The following is a 16,980-nucleotide window of genomic DNA, read 5'->3' as shown; positions in this document are numbered from 1 at the left end:
CTTCGCGACCGGTGGCGTTCCACAGGGCGAGGCTGTCGTGCCCATGCAACGCACCAACGGTAACCACCCGGCCGCCAGATGATCCCTGAGCAGCCGTCAGCGTCCCGAGCGGATCAGCCCCGTGAGATAGCGCCACAGCGAGGAGCGCTGCCGGGCGGAGACGTCCGGCGTCACCGCCTCCGCCGTGTCCCCCGGCCCCGAGCCTCCCCCACCCGCCCCTTCCGCCGCCACGTCGTCCAGCGGTGGCGCTTCGGCGCCCGGCGCGAGTTCGTACCGCACGGGCAGCGAGCGCAGGCCCCGCATGAAGGGCGAGGAGCGCCAGGGCAGTTGGTCGACGGGGAGGGCGAGGTCCAGGTTGGTGAAGCGCTCGAACAGCCGGCCCACTCCGACGGCGGCGACCGTCGAGGCGAGTTCCCGGGCCGGGCACTGGCGCGGGCCCGCGCCCCACGACAGATGCGCCCGGGTGCTGACCGTGGTGCTGGGTGCCACATGGTCGGCGAAGAGCGGGTCGGCGTGCGCGGCGGCGGAGGAGACCCAGACCGGGTCGCCCTCGCGGATCGTGTACGCGCCGAGCCGGGTGTCCTTCGCGGCGAACCTCGGTACGAAGTTCACCAGCGGCGGCTTGCGCATGACGACCCGGTTCATCGCCTCCCGGACCATGCCGGCGGAGAGGCTGGCCCGCACACTGTCCTCGCCCGAGAGGACCTCGACGACCGTGTTGGAGATGAGGATGCCGACGTGGTCGGAGGTCATGCCCAGCAGCATGAACAGCTCACGGGCCAGCTCGTCCGGCGAGAGGTCGGGGTGGGCGGCCAGCAGCTGGGAGGGGAAGTCCTCGCCCGGCGTCTTCCGCTTCAGCTCCCCCAGTTCCGCCAGCGCGCCCAGCAGCCGGTCCAGGGCGGGGCCCGCGTCGGGGCCCGCGTCCAGCACCCGCCACATGTCCATCAGGGCGTCGTCGCCCTGGGAGCCGGGGAAGCCGAGCAGATGGCTGGCCACCATCAGCGGCAGCGGCCGGGAGAACTGCGCGGACAGGTCCGCCAGACCCGTGCCGCCCGCCTGCCCCATCAGGGTGATCAGCTCGTCGGCGTAGGCGGTCACGGCCGTCTTGAGCCGCTTGGCCTGCGGGTTGCGCGGGTCCTGGAACGGCTTGAGCGCCTGGTCCCACGCCGTCCGCAGCGTCCGGTAGCCGGGGCCGCCCTGGATCAGGACGTGGTTGACCTCCAGGGAGGGTCCGAGCGGCCAGTCGGCCGGGACCCTGCCCTCGGTCCTGGCCCGCCAGTTCTCCAGGCCCTTGGGCCACCCGGCGTCGTCCTGGAGCACCTGGAGCGCCTCGCGGTAGCCCAGGACCAGCCAGGCGGGTACGCCCAGCAGATCGACCGGTGCCACCGCGCCGTGGCGCTGCCTCAGTCGCTCGTACACCAACGAGGGCCGCGTCTCGTAGTCCCGGGTCAGCAGCGGTTCGGGAGACATCGCCTCCAGCCCCGCGCCGTCGAGCTCCACGGACACGCCCTCACCCGATTGGGTTTCCCTCACCATGCCGCCCCTCCGACACTCCCCGTACCGGACCACCTTCAGCCGGTAGCCGGAACGCTGGGACCCTACCCCAGGGTCACTTCCGGGGGAACGGCGGGCATCACCACTCACAGCCCCGGCTCCGTGACGCACCGCCGTGCGCGCGGCGGCCGCGGCGCCGCCCGTCACCGCCCGGCGCGGGCCGCCTTGACGAACTCCCTGATCAGACCGGGGTCCTTGACGCCTCGGCGCTGTTCCACACCGCTGGAGACGTCGACGCCCCAGGGGTCGGTGGCGGCGACGGCGTCCCGCACGTTCTCGGGGGTGAGGCCGCCCGCGAGGAGCCACTTCTCCCCGGCGGCGGCCTGCGGCACGCTCGCCCAGTCCCAGGCGATGCCCGAGCCGGGCACGGGCGCGTCGAGGAGGAGCATGTCCTCGCCGAACTCCCCGCAGCGCGGCACCGAGTCGTCGAACGCGGCGGCGCGGATCAGGGTCCGGCCGTCGGCCGCCAGCTCGTCGTAGTAGGCGCGGTCGTCCGGGCCGTGCAGCTGGATCGCCCGGATCCCCGACTCGGCGGCCAGGGACCGTACGTCGTCGAGGGGTTCCCGGCGGAAGACGCCGACCGTCAGGACGTGCTCCGGCACCCGGCTGCCCAGCCGGGCGGCGGTGGCGGCGTCGATGCGGCGCGGGCTGGCCGAGAAGACGAAGCCGATGGCGTCGGCGCCCGCCTCGACGGCCGTGTCGACGTCCTGCTCGGTCTTCAGGCCGCAGATCTTGATGAAGAGGGAGTCCCTGGAGTTGCTCACGGCCCCAGCCTGCCGTATCGGCGGCGCGGCGGGCACGGCGGCCACCCGGCGGGCACCCGGTCCGGCCCGGCCGGCACCCGGTCCGGCCCGCCGGACGCGGTCAGCGCCACGCTCCCGACAGATGCCGGGTGACGACCGCGCTGAGGGTCCGCACCCCCTGGGTGGAGCCCGGGTCGATGCCGGTGAGTTCCCGTACCCGGCGCAGACGGTAGTCCAGGGTGCGGGTGTGGACGTTGAGAGCGGTGGCCGTGGTGCCGCGGTGCATGTCGTGGCGGTAGTAGACGTCCAGGGTGAGCATCAGGTCCGGTCCGGAGTCCAGCTGGCGGGCCAGCGAGCGCAGCCAGCCGTCGACGAACGGCACGTCCCCGACGGCGAGTTCGACGAAGACGTCCGCCAGGGCGTACGGCCGCAGCCGGGCGGAGGCCGGGCCGAGCGGGGCCGCCCGGCTGATGCGGCGGGCCCGGTCCAGGGCGTCGGCCAGCCCGGGCAGCGGCGCGGTGGCGGTGCCGACGGCGCAGGGGCGGCCGAGGGCGCGGGCGAAGTCCCGTACGAGATCCGGCAGATGGCCGGGGGCGAGGTCGGGCAGGAGGTCGGGAGCGGTGGGCGGCGGCACGTTCTCCGCCGCGGCGGCGCCGGGCGTCAGGGGCACCAGAGCGATCAGCTCACCGCTTCCGTCGCCGCCCCGCGGACCCCACATGACCGGCACCTGGTGAGCTTTCACCAGGGTCTCGATCTCGTTTTCCAGGAAACGGTCGACGGCGGGCGGGTCCGGCAGCCGGAACACGGTCACGGCGCAGCGATCGGGCAGTTCCATGTCGACGGCCGCGGCGAGTTCCGCCGCAATCGGATCGTCGTTCAGTAATGAGCGGGCCAGCAGGGCGACCTGTTCGGTGTACGGCATTCTGCGGCGCAGTACGCGGACGAATCCCTGACGGTAGGCGCCGATACCCCGCTCGCCCTGCGGGGCGAACCAGGTCATCATCCGCATGAGTTCGTCGACACCGCCGCCGCGCTGGGCGTCGGTCGCCTCGTTGATCTCGCGCAGCATCAGCGCGGTGTGCAGCCGCAGCACCAGCTGCCGGCTGTCGAGGGACATTCCCGCACCGGCCCGCAGCTCTCCCATGGACGCGATGTAGCCAAGATCGTCGTCGCTCAACTCGCTGTTGTCCGGCGACAGTTCGACGGTGCGGTGGCGCAGCCACACCGAGTGTTCCAGTGTCTCGGCCCGCGCCCGGGGGTCCTGGTCCAGGAACCCGAACTCCGGGACCTCGCGTGTGTACGTCTCTACCTCCCGGCGGGCGTTGGTCGACGCCTGACGGGCCAGTTCGGCGAAGAGGCTCCCCATGGACGCGAGCATGTCATTCCAGCCGAACCGGCCGACAGGCGAGATCCGGACGGCGTTCATCACTCCGCATAAAACGGCGGCAAGTATGCCCACAGGGTTTTTGTCACAGTGCGCAAAATTCCCGGATCGGGGCGTTCCCGTCACGTCTTCCGCTTGTGGAGGAGTCGTAAAGCGGCCTTAATGAGAACCGCGTGCCCACCTGTGGGGGAAGACCGCGGCAAACATTCCGGAGCGACTTCGGAACGGTTCCGGCAATCAGTACGGGCACGGGTACGAAATTCCTCAGCCAGGCGCCGTGCGAAGGCGCTCACCCAAACGGGAGGGAAACTCCGATGAAAGCAGGCACACGAAAGAGAATCATGGCGGCGATGGCGGTCATGGTCACGTCGACCGCGCTCATGCTCGGGACACCGGGCACCGGTTCCGCCGCCCCCGCCGCCGCCCCCAGCCTGCGCGCCTACGGGATCACCGGTGACGGCACCCTGATGGCCGCGTTCTGGACCGACCGGGCGGACGTGCTCAACTGGGTCAGGGCCGTCACCGGCCTCAGCGGCGACACGGCGCTGATCGGCATCGACTTCCGGGTGCAGAACGGCACGTTGTACGGCGTGGGCAACAAGGGCGGCATCTACACGATCAAGATCCCGACGGGCACCCAGGACGTCGTGGTCACCAAGGTGTCCCAGCTCCAGTACGCGCTGAACGGCACGAACTTCGGCGTCGACTTCAACCCGGCGGCCGACCGGCTGCGCGTGATCAGCGACAACGGCCAGAACCTGCGGCACAACCTCAATGACAACACGACCATCCAGGACCTGAACCTCACCACCCCGCCGATCGAGGGCACGACCAAGGGCGTCTCGGCCGCCGCCTACACCAACAACGACCTCGACGGGACCACGGCGACCACGCTGTTCGACATCAACACGACCAGCGACCAGGTCGTCATCCAGGCCCCGGCCAACAACGGCACGCTCTCCCCGACCGGCAACCTCGGCCTCGACGCCCAGATCAACGCCGGCATGGACATCTACAGCACGCTGAGCGGCGGCAAGACGGTGGACAACACGGCCTTCGCCAGCCTCACCGCCTACGGCGCGAGCACGCCCTCCCTCTACACCCTCAACCTCTTCACGGGGCAGACCACGCTCGTGAACGACGCCGCCAAGTCCAAGTTCCCCCTGAACATCACGGACGTGGCCGTCTCCCTCACCGGCAGCTGACCCCACAGGCCCCACCCTCGCCGCGGCCCGGCCGGCACCGGACCGCGGCGAGTCGTCGCCCCGTCACCTCACCGCATCTCCTCCAGGTTCAGGTCGGAACCCACGACCAGGGTCACCACCCCGGAGGCGGCGTCCGCGGACCGCGCCGCCTTGGCGTCGGGCAGCCGCGAGACGAGGACCTTCGCGTGCTTGGCGAGGTCGGCCGGGTAGGCGACCGTGGTGGCGTCGGTGTTCTCGGGCGCGTTGCCCGTGCCGACGACGGTGAAGCCCGCCTCGCGCAGTTTCTCGGCGACGGCGGCGGCGCGCCCGGTGACCCCGGTGCCGTTGAGGACCTGGACGCGTACGGTGGACGCGTAGATCAGGTCGTTCTTGGCCTGTGCCTTCAGCTTCTCCTTGTCGACCTCCTTGTCGTTGGCCAGGGAGGTGAACAGATCGGCGGCCTGCGGGTACTGCCAGACGATGTTGGCCTTGTCGGCGGGGACGTCGGCCTCGCGCGGGTAGTTGGGGACGGTCAGGAAGGCCAGCCGGTCGCTCGGGATGCCCTTGAGCTCGGAGGCGAGGTCGTAGAGCGGGTCGATACCGGCGAGATCCTCGTCCGTGGTCAGGGACTTGGTCGCGGACTGCAGGAAGTCGTAGAGCGAGGTCGGGCTGGTCAGCTTGGACTTCGCCTTGGCGGCCAACGCCTCCATGAACTCCTGCTGGCGGCCGATGCGTCCGATGTCGGAGCCGTCGCCGACGGCGTAGCGGGTCCGTACATAGCCGAGCGCCGTCTCGCCCCCGACGGTCTGACAGCCCGCCTTCATGTCGAGGAGGGCCTTCTTGTCCTTGATGGCCTGCTCGGGGCAGACCTCGATGCCGTCCAGGGCGTCGACCATTCCCTTGAAGCCCTGGAAGTCGACGGACATGAAACTGTCGATGCGCAGACCGGTGTTGGCCTCGACCGTCCGGATCGAACAGGCGGCGGCGCCGGCGACCTCGCCGCCCGAACCGCCGATCGCGAACGCCTCGTTGATCTTCGCCAGATGCGGGCCGGACGTACTGCCGTCGCCCTTCTCGCACGCCGCTATCTCGACCCATGAGTCACGCGGGAACGACACCACGGTGGCCCATTCCCGGTTCGCGGGGATGTGCAGCACCATCAGTGTGTCCGACTGCATGGTCGTCAGGTCGTTGCCGTACTTCGCGTTGGCCCCGTCACGGCTGTCCGAGCCGACGACCATGATGTTCTTCGAACCCGGACTGAGATTGGCCGGGCGCTGCCCGCCGAGCTTGGCGTCGACGTCGGCGCCCGTGATGTTGTTGTCCAGGTCCTTGTAGACCCAGGCACCGACGCCTCCGACACCGAGGACGAGCACGGCCGCGCCGCCCGCGAGCCAGCTCACCGTCCGGCCCCGCCGTGTCAGCCGCGTCCCCCCACCGCCTCCGGCACCCGCGCGCCGCCTTCCCGTACCACTCACCGGCCTTCCCCCGCCTCGGCCGCACCCGGCCGGTCGACTACCCCCTGGGCGTCCGGTACTTGTGATCACCGAACCCCGCAGGACTCTACATGCATGTAGATATACGGACCGGCTCCGCACACGTCTCACTACACACCGCGTTCACCGACGTCACAGAACCGGCGTCACAGAGGCGTCGCGGCGTACAGGATCAGGACCATCGTCACGGCCGAGTTCGCCGACGACATCGCCGAGACCGCCGCGCCGACGGCCGCTCCCCACGCGGCCAGCCCCACCGAGGTGAACACCGAAGGCCGGCTGCGCACGGCGGGCGGCGGACCGAGCAGGGCCGCCACCCGGCGCGGCACCGGCCCCGACGCGGCGAAGCCGGCGAGCGTCGCCACCGGTGAACCGGCGGACACCAGCGCCGCCTTGCCGATGGCACGCGCCACGACCCGGCGGCTGCCGACCGCGTGCGCCGCGTCCTCGTCGGCCCACCGCTCCGCCGTGTACGAGACGGCCGTGCGCAGGGGCCGCAGAAACGGGTTGGCGCGCGCGGCCGGCCGGACGGCCAGCAGCAACCGGTGGTGCCGGGCGGCGAGATGGGCCCGCTCATGGGCGAACAGCGCCCGCCGCTCGGCCGGTTCCAGACAGGCCAGCAGGGCCGTGGTGACCACCACCCGGTCGCGACGGCCACCGGGCAGCGCGTACGCGTACGGCGCCTCGTCGGACAGTACGGCCACCTCGGTGTCCGGCAGCCCGGCCAGGGCCCGGTGGGCGCGGCGGCGCACCCGCCGGTGCCGCCGCAGGGTCCGGCCGCAGGCCAGCAGTACGGCGAGGAGCGCCGGGACGGCCAGCCGCCCGGCGACCCCGTCGTACGGGACCGCCGCGCGCACCTCGGGGTCGGACCAGCCGTCGGGCAAGGGGTTGCCGGGCAGTTGGGCGGTGCCGACCACCATCAGCAGGCCCAGGCACACCGTGCTGCACACCGCCGTCACCACGGCCACCCCGGTCAGCAGCCGGGTGGCGGTGCGTGGATGCAGCCGCTGCTCGGCCAGCCGGGCGATCGGCCACGCCGTGAGCGGCAGGACCAGCGGCAGAAAGACGAAGCCCCCCATGAGGCTTCAGATGTCCCCTTCGCCCTTCGCCCGCCCCAGCAGCTCGCGCAGCAGACGCTCGTCGTCCGGCGCCAGGGAGGTGACGAAGCTGGCCAGCACCGCCTCGCGGTCGCTCTCGCCGTCGAGGACCCGGCGCATCCGGTGCGCGGCCAGGCCCGCCTGGTCGGAGGCCGGGGTCCAGACGAAGGAACGGCCTGAGCGCTCCCGGGTCACCGCCCCCTTGGCCAGCAGCCGGGTCAGGATCGTGATCACGGTCGTGTAGGCGAGGTCCCCGCCGAGGCGTTCCTGCACCCACCCCGCGCTCTCGGGGCCGTCCGCCTCGCGCAGCGCGGACAGGACGAGCGCCTCCAGCTCACCCTGCCCCCGCCGCCGGGGACGCTCCTGGTCCGTCACGCGCTGTCTCCCTTCCGCCTCGCCGGATCGTATCCACTCACGATCTACAGAATTGTAGAAGGAGAGTTGCCGAAGCACCCCCCGCATCTTCTACAGTGCTGTAGATTTCGAAGGCCGGCAGAGCGCCGGTGCCTTCAACGCCACGACATCAACAAGGAGTACGCAGTGGGAGTTTCCCTGTCCAAGGGCGGCAACGTCTCGCTCAGCAAAGCGGCACCGGGCCTGACGGCCGTCCTGGTCGGTCTGGGCTGGGACGTGCGCACGACCACCGGCACCGACTACGACCTCGACGCCTCGGCACTGCTGCTCGACGCCGCCGGGAAGGTGCTCTCCGACGGGCACTTCGTCTTCTACAACAACCTCACCAGCCCGGACGGTTCGGTCGAGCACACCGGTGACAACCTCACCGGTGAGGGCGAGGGCGACGACGAGTCGGTCAAGGTGAACCTCGCGGCCGTGCCCGCCGAGGTCGACCGGATCGTCTTCCCGGTCTCGATCCACGACGCCGAGAACCGGGGGCAGAGCTTCGGCCAGGTGCGCGGCGCCTTCATCCGTGTGGTGAATCAGGCGGGCGGCGCCGAGATCGCCCGCTACGACCTGTCCGAGGACGCGGCCACCGAGACGGCGATGGTCTTCGGCGAGCTGTACCGCAACGGCGCCGAGTGGAAGTTCCGCGCCGTCGGGCAGGGTTACGCCTCCGGGCTGGCCGGGATCGCCGCCGACTTCGGCGTCAACATCTGAGGAGGGCGCAGTGACGGGGCCGTATCGCCCTGCCGGCCTGCGTCCCGAGGACCGGGCCGACTTCGAGGCCGTACTGCGTCGGGCGCTGGACACCCGGGACATCCGGGACGCCCTGGGCGCCGACCCGGGCGGGCTGGCCGTACGGCGGCTGCGGGCCCGGGTGTCGGCGGACGCGGACGCGATCGTGGCGGCGGCGTGGGGGGAGTACCGCGCGTATCTCGCCGCGCTCGCGTCCGCCACCCGCGCCGGGCGTGCCCAGTGGGAGGACGAGGCGGCCGGGAACGCCGACGGGCGGGCCTGGCGCCGGGCCGCCGACGCCGAGTTGCTGCCGCTCGTGGCGGTGCTCACCCCGGCGCTGGGCGGGTCCTCCGCCGCGGTCGTGCTCGCTCTCGGGTATCTGTTCCAACTGGTCGGCGTGCGGGGCACCTTGCCCGGCTCGCTCGTATCGGCCGGCTGGACCCTCTCCCTGTTCGCGGCCATGAGCGCCCTCCTCGCGTTCGCCGCGCTGTTCCGTACGGCGCTGCGCGGACACGGCGACCCGGCGGGTCCCGGCGGGCCGGAACAGGCCCGACTCGCCTGGCAGCAGGCCCTGTTGCACCGGGGCATGCTTCCCCACCTGCGCCGCTGCCTCCACGAGGACCCTTCCCTCAGCGGGGCCGGCTCCGGGAAGCAGCGGGGCTGGTTCAGGAATCGTCCCGCTTGACCACGCACAGGGCCCAGATGATGAAGGCCGAGAAGGCGATCATCACGATGGACCAGACGGGGTAGTACGGCAGGGACAGGAAGTTGGCGACGACGATGAGCCCGGCGATGGCGACGCCGGCGATACGGGCCCACAGGGACGCCTGGAAGAGTCCCAAGCTGACCAGGACGGCCACCGCGCCCAGGACGAGATGGACCCAGCCCCAGCCGGTGAGGTCGAACTCGAAGACGTAGTTGCGGGTGGAGACGAAGACCTCGTCCTCGGCGATGGCCATGATGCCCCGGCAGATGCCGAGGATGCCCGCGAGCATGAGCATGACGGCGGCGAAGGCCGTCAGCCCCTCGGCGAACGGATGCGAGTGCTTCCTCGAACGCATGTGGCCGAAATGTGTGGCGGTCATACCACTGCCTCGATTCGATGTCGTGGGTGTCGTGCGGTGTCATGCGGTGTCATGTCGTGCGGTGTCGCACGGTGACGTGCGGTGACGTGCGGTGACGTGCGGTCGCCTCAGTGCCCGGCGGCGGACGGGCCGGAGCCCGTGCCCGACGAGGGGCCGTGGCCGCTCAGGACCAGTTCCTTGGCGCGGCGGAACTCGTCGTCCGTGATGTCGCCGCGCGAGCGGATCTCGGACAGCCTGGCGAGTTCGTCGACACTGCTGGTTCGTCCGCCGCCGCCCTTGGCCGTCTCGCGGATGTAGGAGTCGAAGGCGGCCTGCTGCGCACGCGCCTGCGCCACCTCCCGGCGGCCCATGTTCTTGCCGCGGGCGATCACATAGACGAACACGCCCAGGAACGGCAGCAGAACCGTGAAGACCAGCCAGCCCGCCTTGGCCCAGCCGCTCATGTCGTCGTCGCGCAGGATGTCGACGACGACCCGGAAGAGCAGCACGAACCACATGACCCACAGGAACAGCCACAGCATGGACCAGAAGACGCTCAGCAGCGGAAAGTCGTAGGCGAGATACGTCTGATCACTCATGTCTCTCCTCCGTCCCGGACGTCCGCCCGGCAGGTGACTCCGCCGTCCTCGGCGCCCACGGCGCCGGTCTCGGCACCGTTCTCAGCGTGCCCACGGCAAGGGGCGGGCGGCCTCACCCCGGGCGGGTGAGGCCCGCCTCGTCCGGTGCGGGGTCCGGGGCGGGGTCCGCGGCGGCGCCGGCCACCGCCACGAGCGCCAGGACCACCGCGACCAGCACGGCGACGAGGACGACCGCGCCGACCGTGGGGCGGTTCCAGAGGAGCAGCGCCAGGGCGCCCGCCCCGAGGACGACGCCGTTGGTCCACCGGGGGTGGACGGCCAGCAGGCGGCCGGCCCGCCCCGTGTCCACTCCGGCGCTCCGCAGCGCCCGCCCGGCCTCCGTGGTGCCGCGCCGGGCCAGGGCCCGCACCCGGCGGACGATCCGCCCGGGGCCGTACAGATAGGCCGCGAGCGCCGTGGCCAGGAAGAGGACGAGGAGGGTGCGGGTGCTGTCGCGCAGGAAGCGGAGGAAGGTGTCGAAGATCGCCGCGGCGGCGTCCGGTGGCAGTGCCGCGGGGGGTACGGCGTCCAGGTAGACGCGGCGGACGACGGCCAGCGCGACGAGCAGCACCCCCATCATCACGCTGATGCCGAGGGACGTGATCAGCAGCATCACCCGGTGGCCGGGCGCGGTCCACACGGCCAGCGCGGCGAGGGCGACGGTCATGACGGGCAGCCACGTCCCGAGGATGTCCAGCAGCCGCATGCCGTCCTGTGCCTTGCCCAGTTCGTCGGTGTGGAACAGCGTGACCTTCCGGTCGCTGTCGGGGATGGCGGCGGCCTTGTCGAAGCCCGCGTCGACGAGGCGCTGCCGCACCTGGTCGACGACGGAGCCGACGTCGAGCTGGATCGTGTCGCCGGTGGCGCGCAGGGCGCCGTCCCGCTGACCGGTGAGCATGTGCACCACCGCGGCGTGCGCCCGGCGGTTCGCGCCCTCCCAGGTCTGCTGGAAGACCTCGCTGGTGATGACCCGGCTGACATTGCGGTCCACGACGGTCCGGACCACCGCGCGTAGCGGGCCGTCCAGGGCCCCGGCCCCCGCCACGACGGCCGGGGGCGCGCCGTTGTCCGCGAGCACCTTGGTGAGGGCGTCCGTCACCGCCGCGACGTCCACGTTCTTGACGACCTCGTCGGTCAGCCGGTCGATCACGACCTTCTGAACGGCCGGGTCGGACGCCAGCGGGGCGACCGTCTCGACATACCGGTCGGTATCGGCGACCGTCTCATGCACCCAGGCCGCGACCACGGCGAGCGGCGCGAACAACAAGGTCACCACCAACAACACAGCGGCCCCCACCTTCCGCACCCGCCGATGCCGCACCCCCGCATGCCGCCGCAACCGCTCATACTCGGCCCGCTCGTCGGCGGTGAGCAGGCGCCCGGTTTCGGGGGTGGGGGTGGCCGAGGTGCCGGGGGTGCCGGCGCCGCCTGAGGTGCTCTCCTCACCGCCCGATCCGGTCTCACCGCCCGATCCGGGTTCCCGGCGCGGTACGGGTTCTCCGCCCGAGCCGCTGCCGTCGCCCGGGCCGTTTCCGTCTTCCGGGTCCGAGTGGGGCGGTACGGGGTCCTTGCCCGAGACCATGGCTCCTCCTCGATGGGGTGTGGCGGCGGGTGGCGGAGGGCCTGCCCGGTGTCGGGCAGTCGTGCAGGCGCGCGGCCGTGCTGAGGCTCAGGTGGTCCCGGTGGTCGGCCGCCGTGCCCCCGTGAGGCCCGCCCGGTGGAGGGCGGACCGCCAGGCGAAGGCGACCGCCGCCTCGGCGAGGCCGAGCAGGACGAGCCACAGGCCGAGCAGCCGGGTCAGCGCCGTGGCCGACTCGGTCGGCAGGGCCAGCACCACGATCCCCGCGACGATGCCGAGCACCGCCGCGCCCAGGACGAACCCGCGGTGGGGCAGGTCCTTGGCGGCGATCGCGGTGTGGAGGGTGAGGATGCCGGTCGCCAGCCAGACGATCCCGACGATCAGCGAGAGCGCGGCGATCGTCTGCAGCGGGTTCCGCAGGCAGAGCACCCCGGCCAGGACATACAGCAGCGCCAGGAGCAGCCCCGACAGCCGCTCGCCCGGCTCCTCCCGTGCGAAGACGTCGACGAACCGGAACGCCCCGATGGCGAGCAAGTACAGGCCGACGAGGACCGCGAGGACGTGCAGGGTGCCGTCCGGCCAGACCAGGACGATCAGGCCCGGGACCAGCGTGGCCACCGCCGAGCCGAGGATCCACTTCCAGGACCCGCCGACCCGCCCCAGCGCCTCCGCCGGGTCCCCCAGGGCCCCGGAAGCCGCCCCACGGGGCCCGGCACCCATTCCTCGGGCCCGGTCCTCCGCCCCGCCAGGCCGGGCGTCCGCCCCGGTACGCGGTTCAGGGCCACGGGGCTCGGTCATGGTTCCTCCTCGCGGTTCCTCCGCGCGCGGCCGGCGGGCCGCTTCCGCACCGCCGACGCGCGGCGGCGTGGGCGGTGTGCGGCGGTGTGCGGTGATCTCACCGGGCCAGCGTGCCGCCGCCCGCCGCACCGCCGGATCACCCCCGACGGGTGATCCCCGCTCCCCGGGCGCACGATGGGGTGGGGGTACGCCTGGTCGGCGGTTCAGGAGGTGTGTCTCATGACCCCATCGAGCGCATTCACGGTGTCACTGCCCGTGGCCGAGAGAGCGGCGTACGGCCGCGACGCGCGCAAACGCGCCTCGCGGTCCTGCCACGGCTGGTTCGAGGCGGACGCGGACGCCGGACGGACCGACCCGATCGAGGTGATAGAGCGTCAGTCGGCGACAAGGATCCAGGAGTTGGTGCCGATCCGCTACGGCCGCATGCTCGAATCCCCGTTCCGCTTCTACCGGGGCGCCGCGGCGATCATGGCGTCGGACCTCGGCCCGCTCCCCAACACCGGCCTGACGGTGCAGCTCTGCGGCGACGCCCATCTCCTCAACTTCCGCCTGCTGGCCTCGCCCGAACGCCATCTCGTCTTCGACATCAACGACTTCGACGAGACACTGGCCGGGCCGTTCGAATGGGATGTGAAACGACTGGCGGCCAGCTTCGCGATCGCGGGCCGCGCCAACGGCTTCCCCACCGAGGTGCAGGACAGCACGGTACGGGCGTGCGTGAAGGCGTACCGGCGGCGGATGCGCGAGTTCGCCGGCATGTCCACCCTGGACATCTGGTACGCGCAGGACGACGCCGACCGGCTGCGGGAGCTGATGACCTCCTCGATGGACAAGGAGAGCAGACGCCGTACGGCCGAGGCGACGGAGAAGGCCCGTACGCGCACCCATATGCAGGCCTTCGAGAAGCTCACCCGGGTCACGGCCGAGGGCAGACTGATCGCACCCGACCCGCCCCTGATCACCCCGCTCCGGGACCTGCTGGCGGACCCCTCCGGGGAGGGCCAGGAGAAGGAACTCCACAACGTGCTGGAGCAGTACATACGGACCCTGTCGTCCGAGCGCCGGCATCTGCTGCGGCACTACCACGTCGTCGACATGGCCCGGAAGGTGGTGGGCGTCGGCAGCGTCGGAACCCGCTGCTGGATCGTGCTGCTGCTCGGCCGCGACGACACCGACCCGCTGCTGCTCCAGGCCAAGGAGGCACAGGAGTCCGTCCTCTCCGCCCACCTCGGCGGCGACCAGTACGACAACCAGGGCCGCCGTGTGGTGTCGGGGCAGCGGCTGATCCAGACGACCAGTGACATCTTCCTGGGCTGGACCCATGTCGTCGGCCTGGACGGGCGCGAACGGGACTTCTACGTACGGCAGTTGCGCGACTGGAAGGGCATCGCCCGGCCGGAGACCATGGATCCCGGTCTGCTGAAGCTCTTCGCACGGCTGTGCGGGGCCAGCCTGGCACGGGCCCACGCCCGCTCCGGCGACCCGGTCGCCATCGCCGCCTATCTGGGCGGCAGCGACCGCTTCGACCGCGCGCTCGCCGAGTTCGCACAGGCCTACGCCGACCGGAACGAGCGGGACTTCGAGGCGCTGGGGGTGGCCGCGCACACGGGCAAGATCCGCGCGGAGACCCTCTGAGACACCGCCGGTCCTCTTCGGCTCACTTCACTCGGCTCACTTCACTCCGGCAGCTGGCGCATCTCCAGCACCCGCAAGCCCAGGGACTGGCATCGGGCCAGCAGCCCGTACAGATGCGCCTCGTCGACGACCTGCCCGAACAGGACCGTGTGGCCGGACATCACCACATGGTCCAGCTCGGGAAAGGCGCTGGTCAGCACCTTCGACAGCTGTCCGTCGACGCGGATCTCGTAGCGCATGAGCGGTGGTCCCCCATGGCCGGGTGCGAAGGGTTCACGAAGGGTTCACTGCGATCGTCCGTCGCGGGCCACCGGCCGGGCCTCACCCGGGGAAGGTGAGTCAGCGGTCAGAGAGGTCGGTCGGGAGTGCGCCGAGGGGGCGGGGGTGGGCCGGACGTCAATGGGCCAGATGACGTCAATGGGTCAGATAGAGCTTGAACCCGATGATCAGGAGCCCGAGCAGCAGATTCACCGAGGCCGTGACGGCGACCAGCCCCCATGAGGCGTCGGCACGGCGGGCCGCGGCCGCCGACCAGCTCACCTGTCCCGCCACGGCCACCGAGAGCGCGAGCCACAGGGCGCCCGGCACATCGAGGCCGAGGAGCGGGCTGACCGCGACGGCGGCGGCGGGCGGTACGGCGGCGTTGACGATGGGCCACTCCTCGCGGCACGCCTCCAGCACGACCCGGCGGCTCGGACCGCGCTGCGCCAGCCGCGCCCCGAACAGCTGGGCGTGCACATGCGCGATCCAGAACACCAGGCCGGTGAGCAGCAGCAGGAGGACGAGTTCCACGCGGGGGTAGGCCCCCAGGGTGCCGGCGCCGATGATCACGGAGGAGGCGAGCATGGATCCGTAGACACCGCCGGTGTAGTCGGCACGGGCCCGGCGCTCGGGGCCGTGCCCGGTACGGGACGTGGCAGGCCCGGTCGCGGGCATCGTCCCGGCCTCCTCAGGGGGCCGAGCCGCGCGCGGCGGCCGGGGCGTCGGTGCCGGGCGGCTGCGAACGGCCCGTGCCCGGCGGCTTCGCGGGACCGGTCCGGCCGCTCGGCAGATGCGGGGTGACCAGGAAGGCGGCCAGGGTGATACCGCCGGTGGCGAGGATGGCCGCCTTGAGACCGTCCAGCTGGGCCGACGCGTAGGAGTCGGTGACGGCGTCGACCTCGGAGGGCGGCAGCCCGGCGCGCTCGGCGGCCGTCCGCACCTGCTCGGTGGAGACGAAGCTGATCCCCGCCTCCAGCGCGACGCTCGTCTGCTGCCGGGCCTCCTGCGACAGCCTCGGGTCGTCCTCCACCTGGGCGGTGAAGGCATGGGCGAGGGAGCCGATGAGCAGCGATCCGATGAGCGCGGTGCCCAGGGCGGATCCGAGGTTCTGGGCCGTGAACTGCAGTCCGCCGACCTCGCTGCGTTCCTCCTCGCCCACGCTGGACTGCACGACGTTGCCCAGTTGCGAGGCGAGCAACCCCATGCCGACGCCGAGCAGGGCCATGGCCAGGGCGAACTGGGTGTCGTCGATGACGGGGTCGATGGTGGCCAGCAGCCACACGATGGCGGCGGCCAGGGTCGCCAGGGCGATCCGCACGACGCGGCGCGGTCCGGCGAGCCGGCCCAGCCGGGAGCCGAGCAGGGAGGCGGCGAGCATGGTGACGGACACCGGGAGCAGTCGCAGTCCGGTCTCGAAGGCGTCGAAGCCCTGCACGACCTGCAGATAGAGCGGGATGGTGAAGAACAGCCCGAGCAGGATGAGGTTCTGGGCGAGCAGCGCCAGCAGGCCCGAACGCAGTACGGGTCGGCGCAGCAGGGGCAGGTGGACGAGGGGGTCGGCGCCCTGGGCGGCCCGGCGGTGTTCCCAGTGCGCGAAGGCGGCCAGGACGAGTCCGCCGGCGCCGACGACGAACAGGGTCGGCGCGAAGCCCAGGACGGTGAAAGGCGGGTTGCGGGGCTGCACCCAGCCCCAGGTACTGCTCTGCAGCACACCGAGCACGCCCAGTCCGAGGCCCGCCGCCGACAGCACGGCGCCGACACCGTCCATCGTGGGGCGCGGTCCGGTCCGCGGGGTCTCGGTGATCACGCGACGGAAGCACAGCACGACGAGGACCACCACGACCTCACCGACGAAGACCAGCCGCCAGCTGAGATACGTCGTCACCCAGCCGCCCAGCAGCGGGCCGACGGCGATCCCGGCCCCGGCCAGTCCGCCGATGACTCCGTAGGCGACGGCCCGGTCCCGGCCCCGGTACGACTCGGCGACCAGGGCGGCCATGGCCGGCAGCACCATCGCCGCGCCGAGCCCCTCGATGACGGACCAGCCCAGCGCGAGGACCCACAACGTGGGTGCCGCGGCGGTCAGGGCCGAGCCGGTGCCGTAGACGACGAGGCCGAGGAAGAAGAGCCGACGGCGGCCGAAGATGTCGCCGAACTTGCCGCCGATGATCATAAAGGCGGCCATGACCAGCGCGTACAGCGTGATGACGGCCTGGATGGCGGTGACCTCGGTGTCGAAGTCCTCGACCAGTTGGCTGATCGAGACGTTCATGACAGCCGTGTCCAGCACCATCAGGAACTGCGCCGTCCCCAGCACGATCAGAGCCCGCCAGTGCTTCACGGTGTTCTCCTCGCCGAGTCGGCCCGGAACGCCGGTGGGAGCGCCCGGACAGCGGCCGCTCCACCGACCGGC

Annotated in this window: 17 protein-coding genes; 4 read left to right on the top strand and 13 right to left on the bottom strand. The window is 71.8% G+C overall.

Annotation, left to right across the window (positions count from 1 at the left end):
* Positions 1 to 96 precede the first annotated feature (96 nt).
* The 3 genes from ABT147_RS06730 to ABT147_RS06720 form a co-directional block, all read right to left on the bottom strand.
* Positions 97 to 1,536: a cytochrome P450 gene (locus ABT147_RS06730; RefSeq protein ID WP_351403089.1), complete on the bottom strand. Its 1,440-nt coding sequence runs from the start codon at positions 1,534 to 1,536 to the stop codon at positions 97 to 99.
* Between the two features lie 161 nt (positions 1,537 to 1,697).
* Positions 1,698 to 2,318, bottom strand: a complete 621-nt coding sequence (locus tag ABT147_RS06725; RefSeq protein ID WP_351403088.1) for a phosphoribosylanthranilate isomerase — start codon at positions 2,316 to 2,318, stop codon at positions 1,698 to 1,700.
* Positions 2,319 to 2,418: 100 nt separating this feature from the next.
* On the bottom strand, positions 2,419 to 3,663 hold the full coding sequence (locus tag ABT147_RS06720) for a PucR family transcriptional regulator (protein WP_351403087.1): 1,245 nt from the start codon (positions 3,661 to 3,663) through the stop codon (positions 2,419 to 2,421).
* Between the two features lie 359 nt (positions 3,664 to 4,022).
* Here ABT147_RS06720 and ABT147_RS06715 point away from each other — a divergent pair, with 359 nt between their 5' ends.
* On the top strand, positions 4,023 to 4,886 hold the full coding sequence (locus ABT147_RS06715; RefSeq protein ID WP_351403086.1) for a DUF4394 domain-containing protein: 864 nt from the start codon (positions 4,023 to 4,025) through the stop codon (positions 4,884 to 4,886).
* A gap of 68 nt (positions 4,887 to 4,954) precedes the next feature.
* On the opposite strand, the gene ABT147_RS06710 is transcribed toward ABT147_RS06715, so the two are convergent.
* The 3 genes from ABT147_RS06710 to ABT147_RS06700 form a co-directional block, all read right to left on the bottom strand.
* Positions 4,955 to 6,343: an LCP family protein gene (locus ABT147_RS06710; protein WP_502983040.1), complete on the bottom strand. Its 1,389-nt coding sequence runs from the start codon at positions 6,341 to 6,343 to the stop codon at positions 4,955 to 4,957.
* A gap of 164 nt (positions 6,344 to 6,507) precedes the next feature.
* Positions 6,508 to 7,440, bottom strand: coding sequence for a M56 family metallopeptidase (locus ABT147_RS06705; protein WP_351403084.1), 933 nt, complete (start codon positions 7,438 to 7,440; stop codon positions 6,508 to 6,510).
* A 6-nt stretch (positions 7,441 to 7,446) separates the two neighbouring features.
* Positions 7,447 to 7,833 carry a BlaI/MecI/CopY family transcriptional regulator gene (locus ABT147_RS06700; RefSeq protein ID WP_351403082.1) on the bottom strand — a complete coding sequence of 129 codons (387 nt, stop codon included), beginning with the start codon at positions 7,831 to 7,833 and terminating at the stop codon, positions 7,447 to 7,449.
* A 165-nt stretch (positions 7,834 to 7,998) separates the two neighbouring features.
* Between ABT147_RS06700 and ABT147_RS06695 the strand changes: the two genes are divergently transcribed.
* Both ABT147_RS06695 and ABT147_RS06690 read left to right on the top strand, forming a co-directional pair.
* Positions 7,999 to 8,574 (top strand): TerD family protein, encoded by a 576-nt coding sequence (locus ABT147_RS06695; RefSeq protein WP_351403081.1) that lies wholly within the window; start codon positions 7,999 to 8,001, stop codon positions 8,572 to 8,574.
* 10 nt (positions 8,575 to 8,584) lie between these two features.
* Positions 8,585 to 9,277, top strand: a complete 693-nt coding sequence (locus tag ABT147_RS06690; RefSeq protein WP_351403080.1) for a hypothetical protein — start codon at positions 8,585 to 8,587, stop codon at positions 9,275 to 9,277.
* Here the strand turns inward: ABT147_RS06690 and ABT147_RS06685 are convergent.
* The 4 genes from ABT147_RS06685 to ABT147_RS06670 form a co-directional block, all read right to left on the bottom strand.
* A complete protein-coding gene (locus tag ABT147_RS06685) occupies positions 9,258 to 9,677 on the bottom strand; it encodes a DUF7144 family membrane protein (RefSeq protein ID WP_351403078.1) in 420 nt (139 codons plus the stop codon). The two genes, ABT147_RS06690 and ABT147_RS06685, sit on opposite strands and share 20 nt — an antisense overlap.
* Before the next feature lie 107 nt (positions 9,678 to 9,784).
* Positions 9,785 to 10,255: an SHOCT domain-containing protein gene (locus ABT147_RS06680; protein WP_351403077.1), complete on the bottom strand. Its 471-nt coding sequence runs from the start codon at positions 10,253 to 10,255 to the stop codon at positions 9,785 to 9,787.
* A gap of 112 nt (positions 10,256 to 10,367) precedes the next feature.
* Positions 10,368 to 11,876 (bottom strand): hypothetical protein, encoded by a 1,509-nt coding sequence (locus tag ABT147_RS06675; RefSeq protein WP_351403076.1) that lies wholly within the window; start codon positions 11,874 to 11,876, stop codon positions 10,368 to 10,370.
* Between the two features lie 87 nt (positions 11,877 to 11,963).
* Positions 11,964 to 12,671: an HdeD family acid-resistance protein gene (locus tag ABT147_RS06670; RefSeq protein ID WP_351403074.1), complete on the bottom strand. Its 708-nt coding sequence runs from the start codon at positions 12,669 to 12,671 to the stop codon at positions 11,964 to 11,966.
* A 219-nt stretch (positions 12,672 to 12,890) separates the two neighbouring features.
* Here ABT147_RS06670 and ABT147_RS06665 point away from each other — a divergent pair, with 219 nt between their 5' ends.
* Positions 12,891 to 14,306, top strand: a complete 1,416-nt coding sequence (locus ABT147_RS06665) for a DUF2252 domain-containing protein (RefSeq protein ID WP_351403073.1) — start codon at positions 12,891 to 12,893, stop codon at positions 14,304 to 14,306.
* 41 nt (positions 14,307 to 14,347) lie between these two features.
* Here ABT147_RS06665 and ABT147_RS06660 read toward each other — a convergent pair whose 3' ends face one another.
* The 3 genes from ABT147_RS06660 to ABT147_RS06650 all read right to left on the bottom strand — a co-directional run bounded on the left by ABT147_RS06660 (position 14,348) and on the right by ABT147_RS06650 (position 16,908).
* On the bottom strand, positions 14,348 to 14,545 hold the full coding sequence (locus ABT147_RS06660) for a DUF8691 family protein (protein WP_351403072.1): 198 nt from the start codon (positions 14,543 to 14,545) through the stop codon (positions 14,348 to 14,350).
* A gap of 175 nt (positions 14,546 to 14,720) precedes the next feature.
* The gene (locus ABT147_RS06655) at positions 14,721 to 15,242 is read right to left on the bottom strand and encodes a hypothetical protein (RefSeq protein WP_351403071.1); all 522 of its coding nucleotides are present in this window, start codon (positions 15,240 to 15,242) and stop codon (positions 14,721 to 14,723) included.
* Between the two features lie 13 nt (positions 15,243 to 15,255).
* A complete protein-coding gene (locus ABT147_RS06650; RefSeq protein WP_351403069.1) occupies positions 15,256 to 16,908 on the bottom strand; it encodes an MFS transporter in 1,653 nt (550 codons plus the stop codon).
* Positions 16,909 to 16,980 lie beyond the last annotated feature (72 nt).

This window comes from Streptomyces sp. NPDC001868, assembly GCF_040297125.1.
Taxonomy (GTDB): Bacteria; Actinomycetota; Actinomycetes; order Streptomycetales; family Streptomycetaceae; genus Streptomyces.
This window is presented reverse-complemented; position numbering and strand designations above follow the sequence as displayed.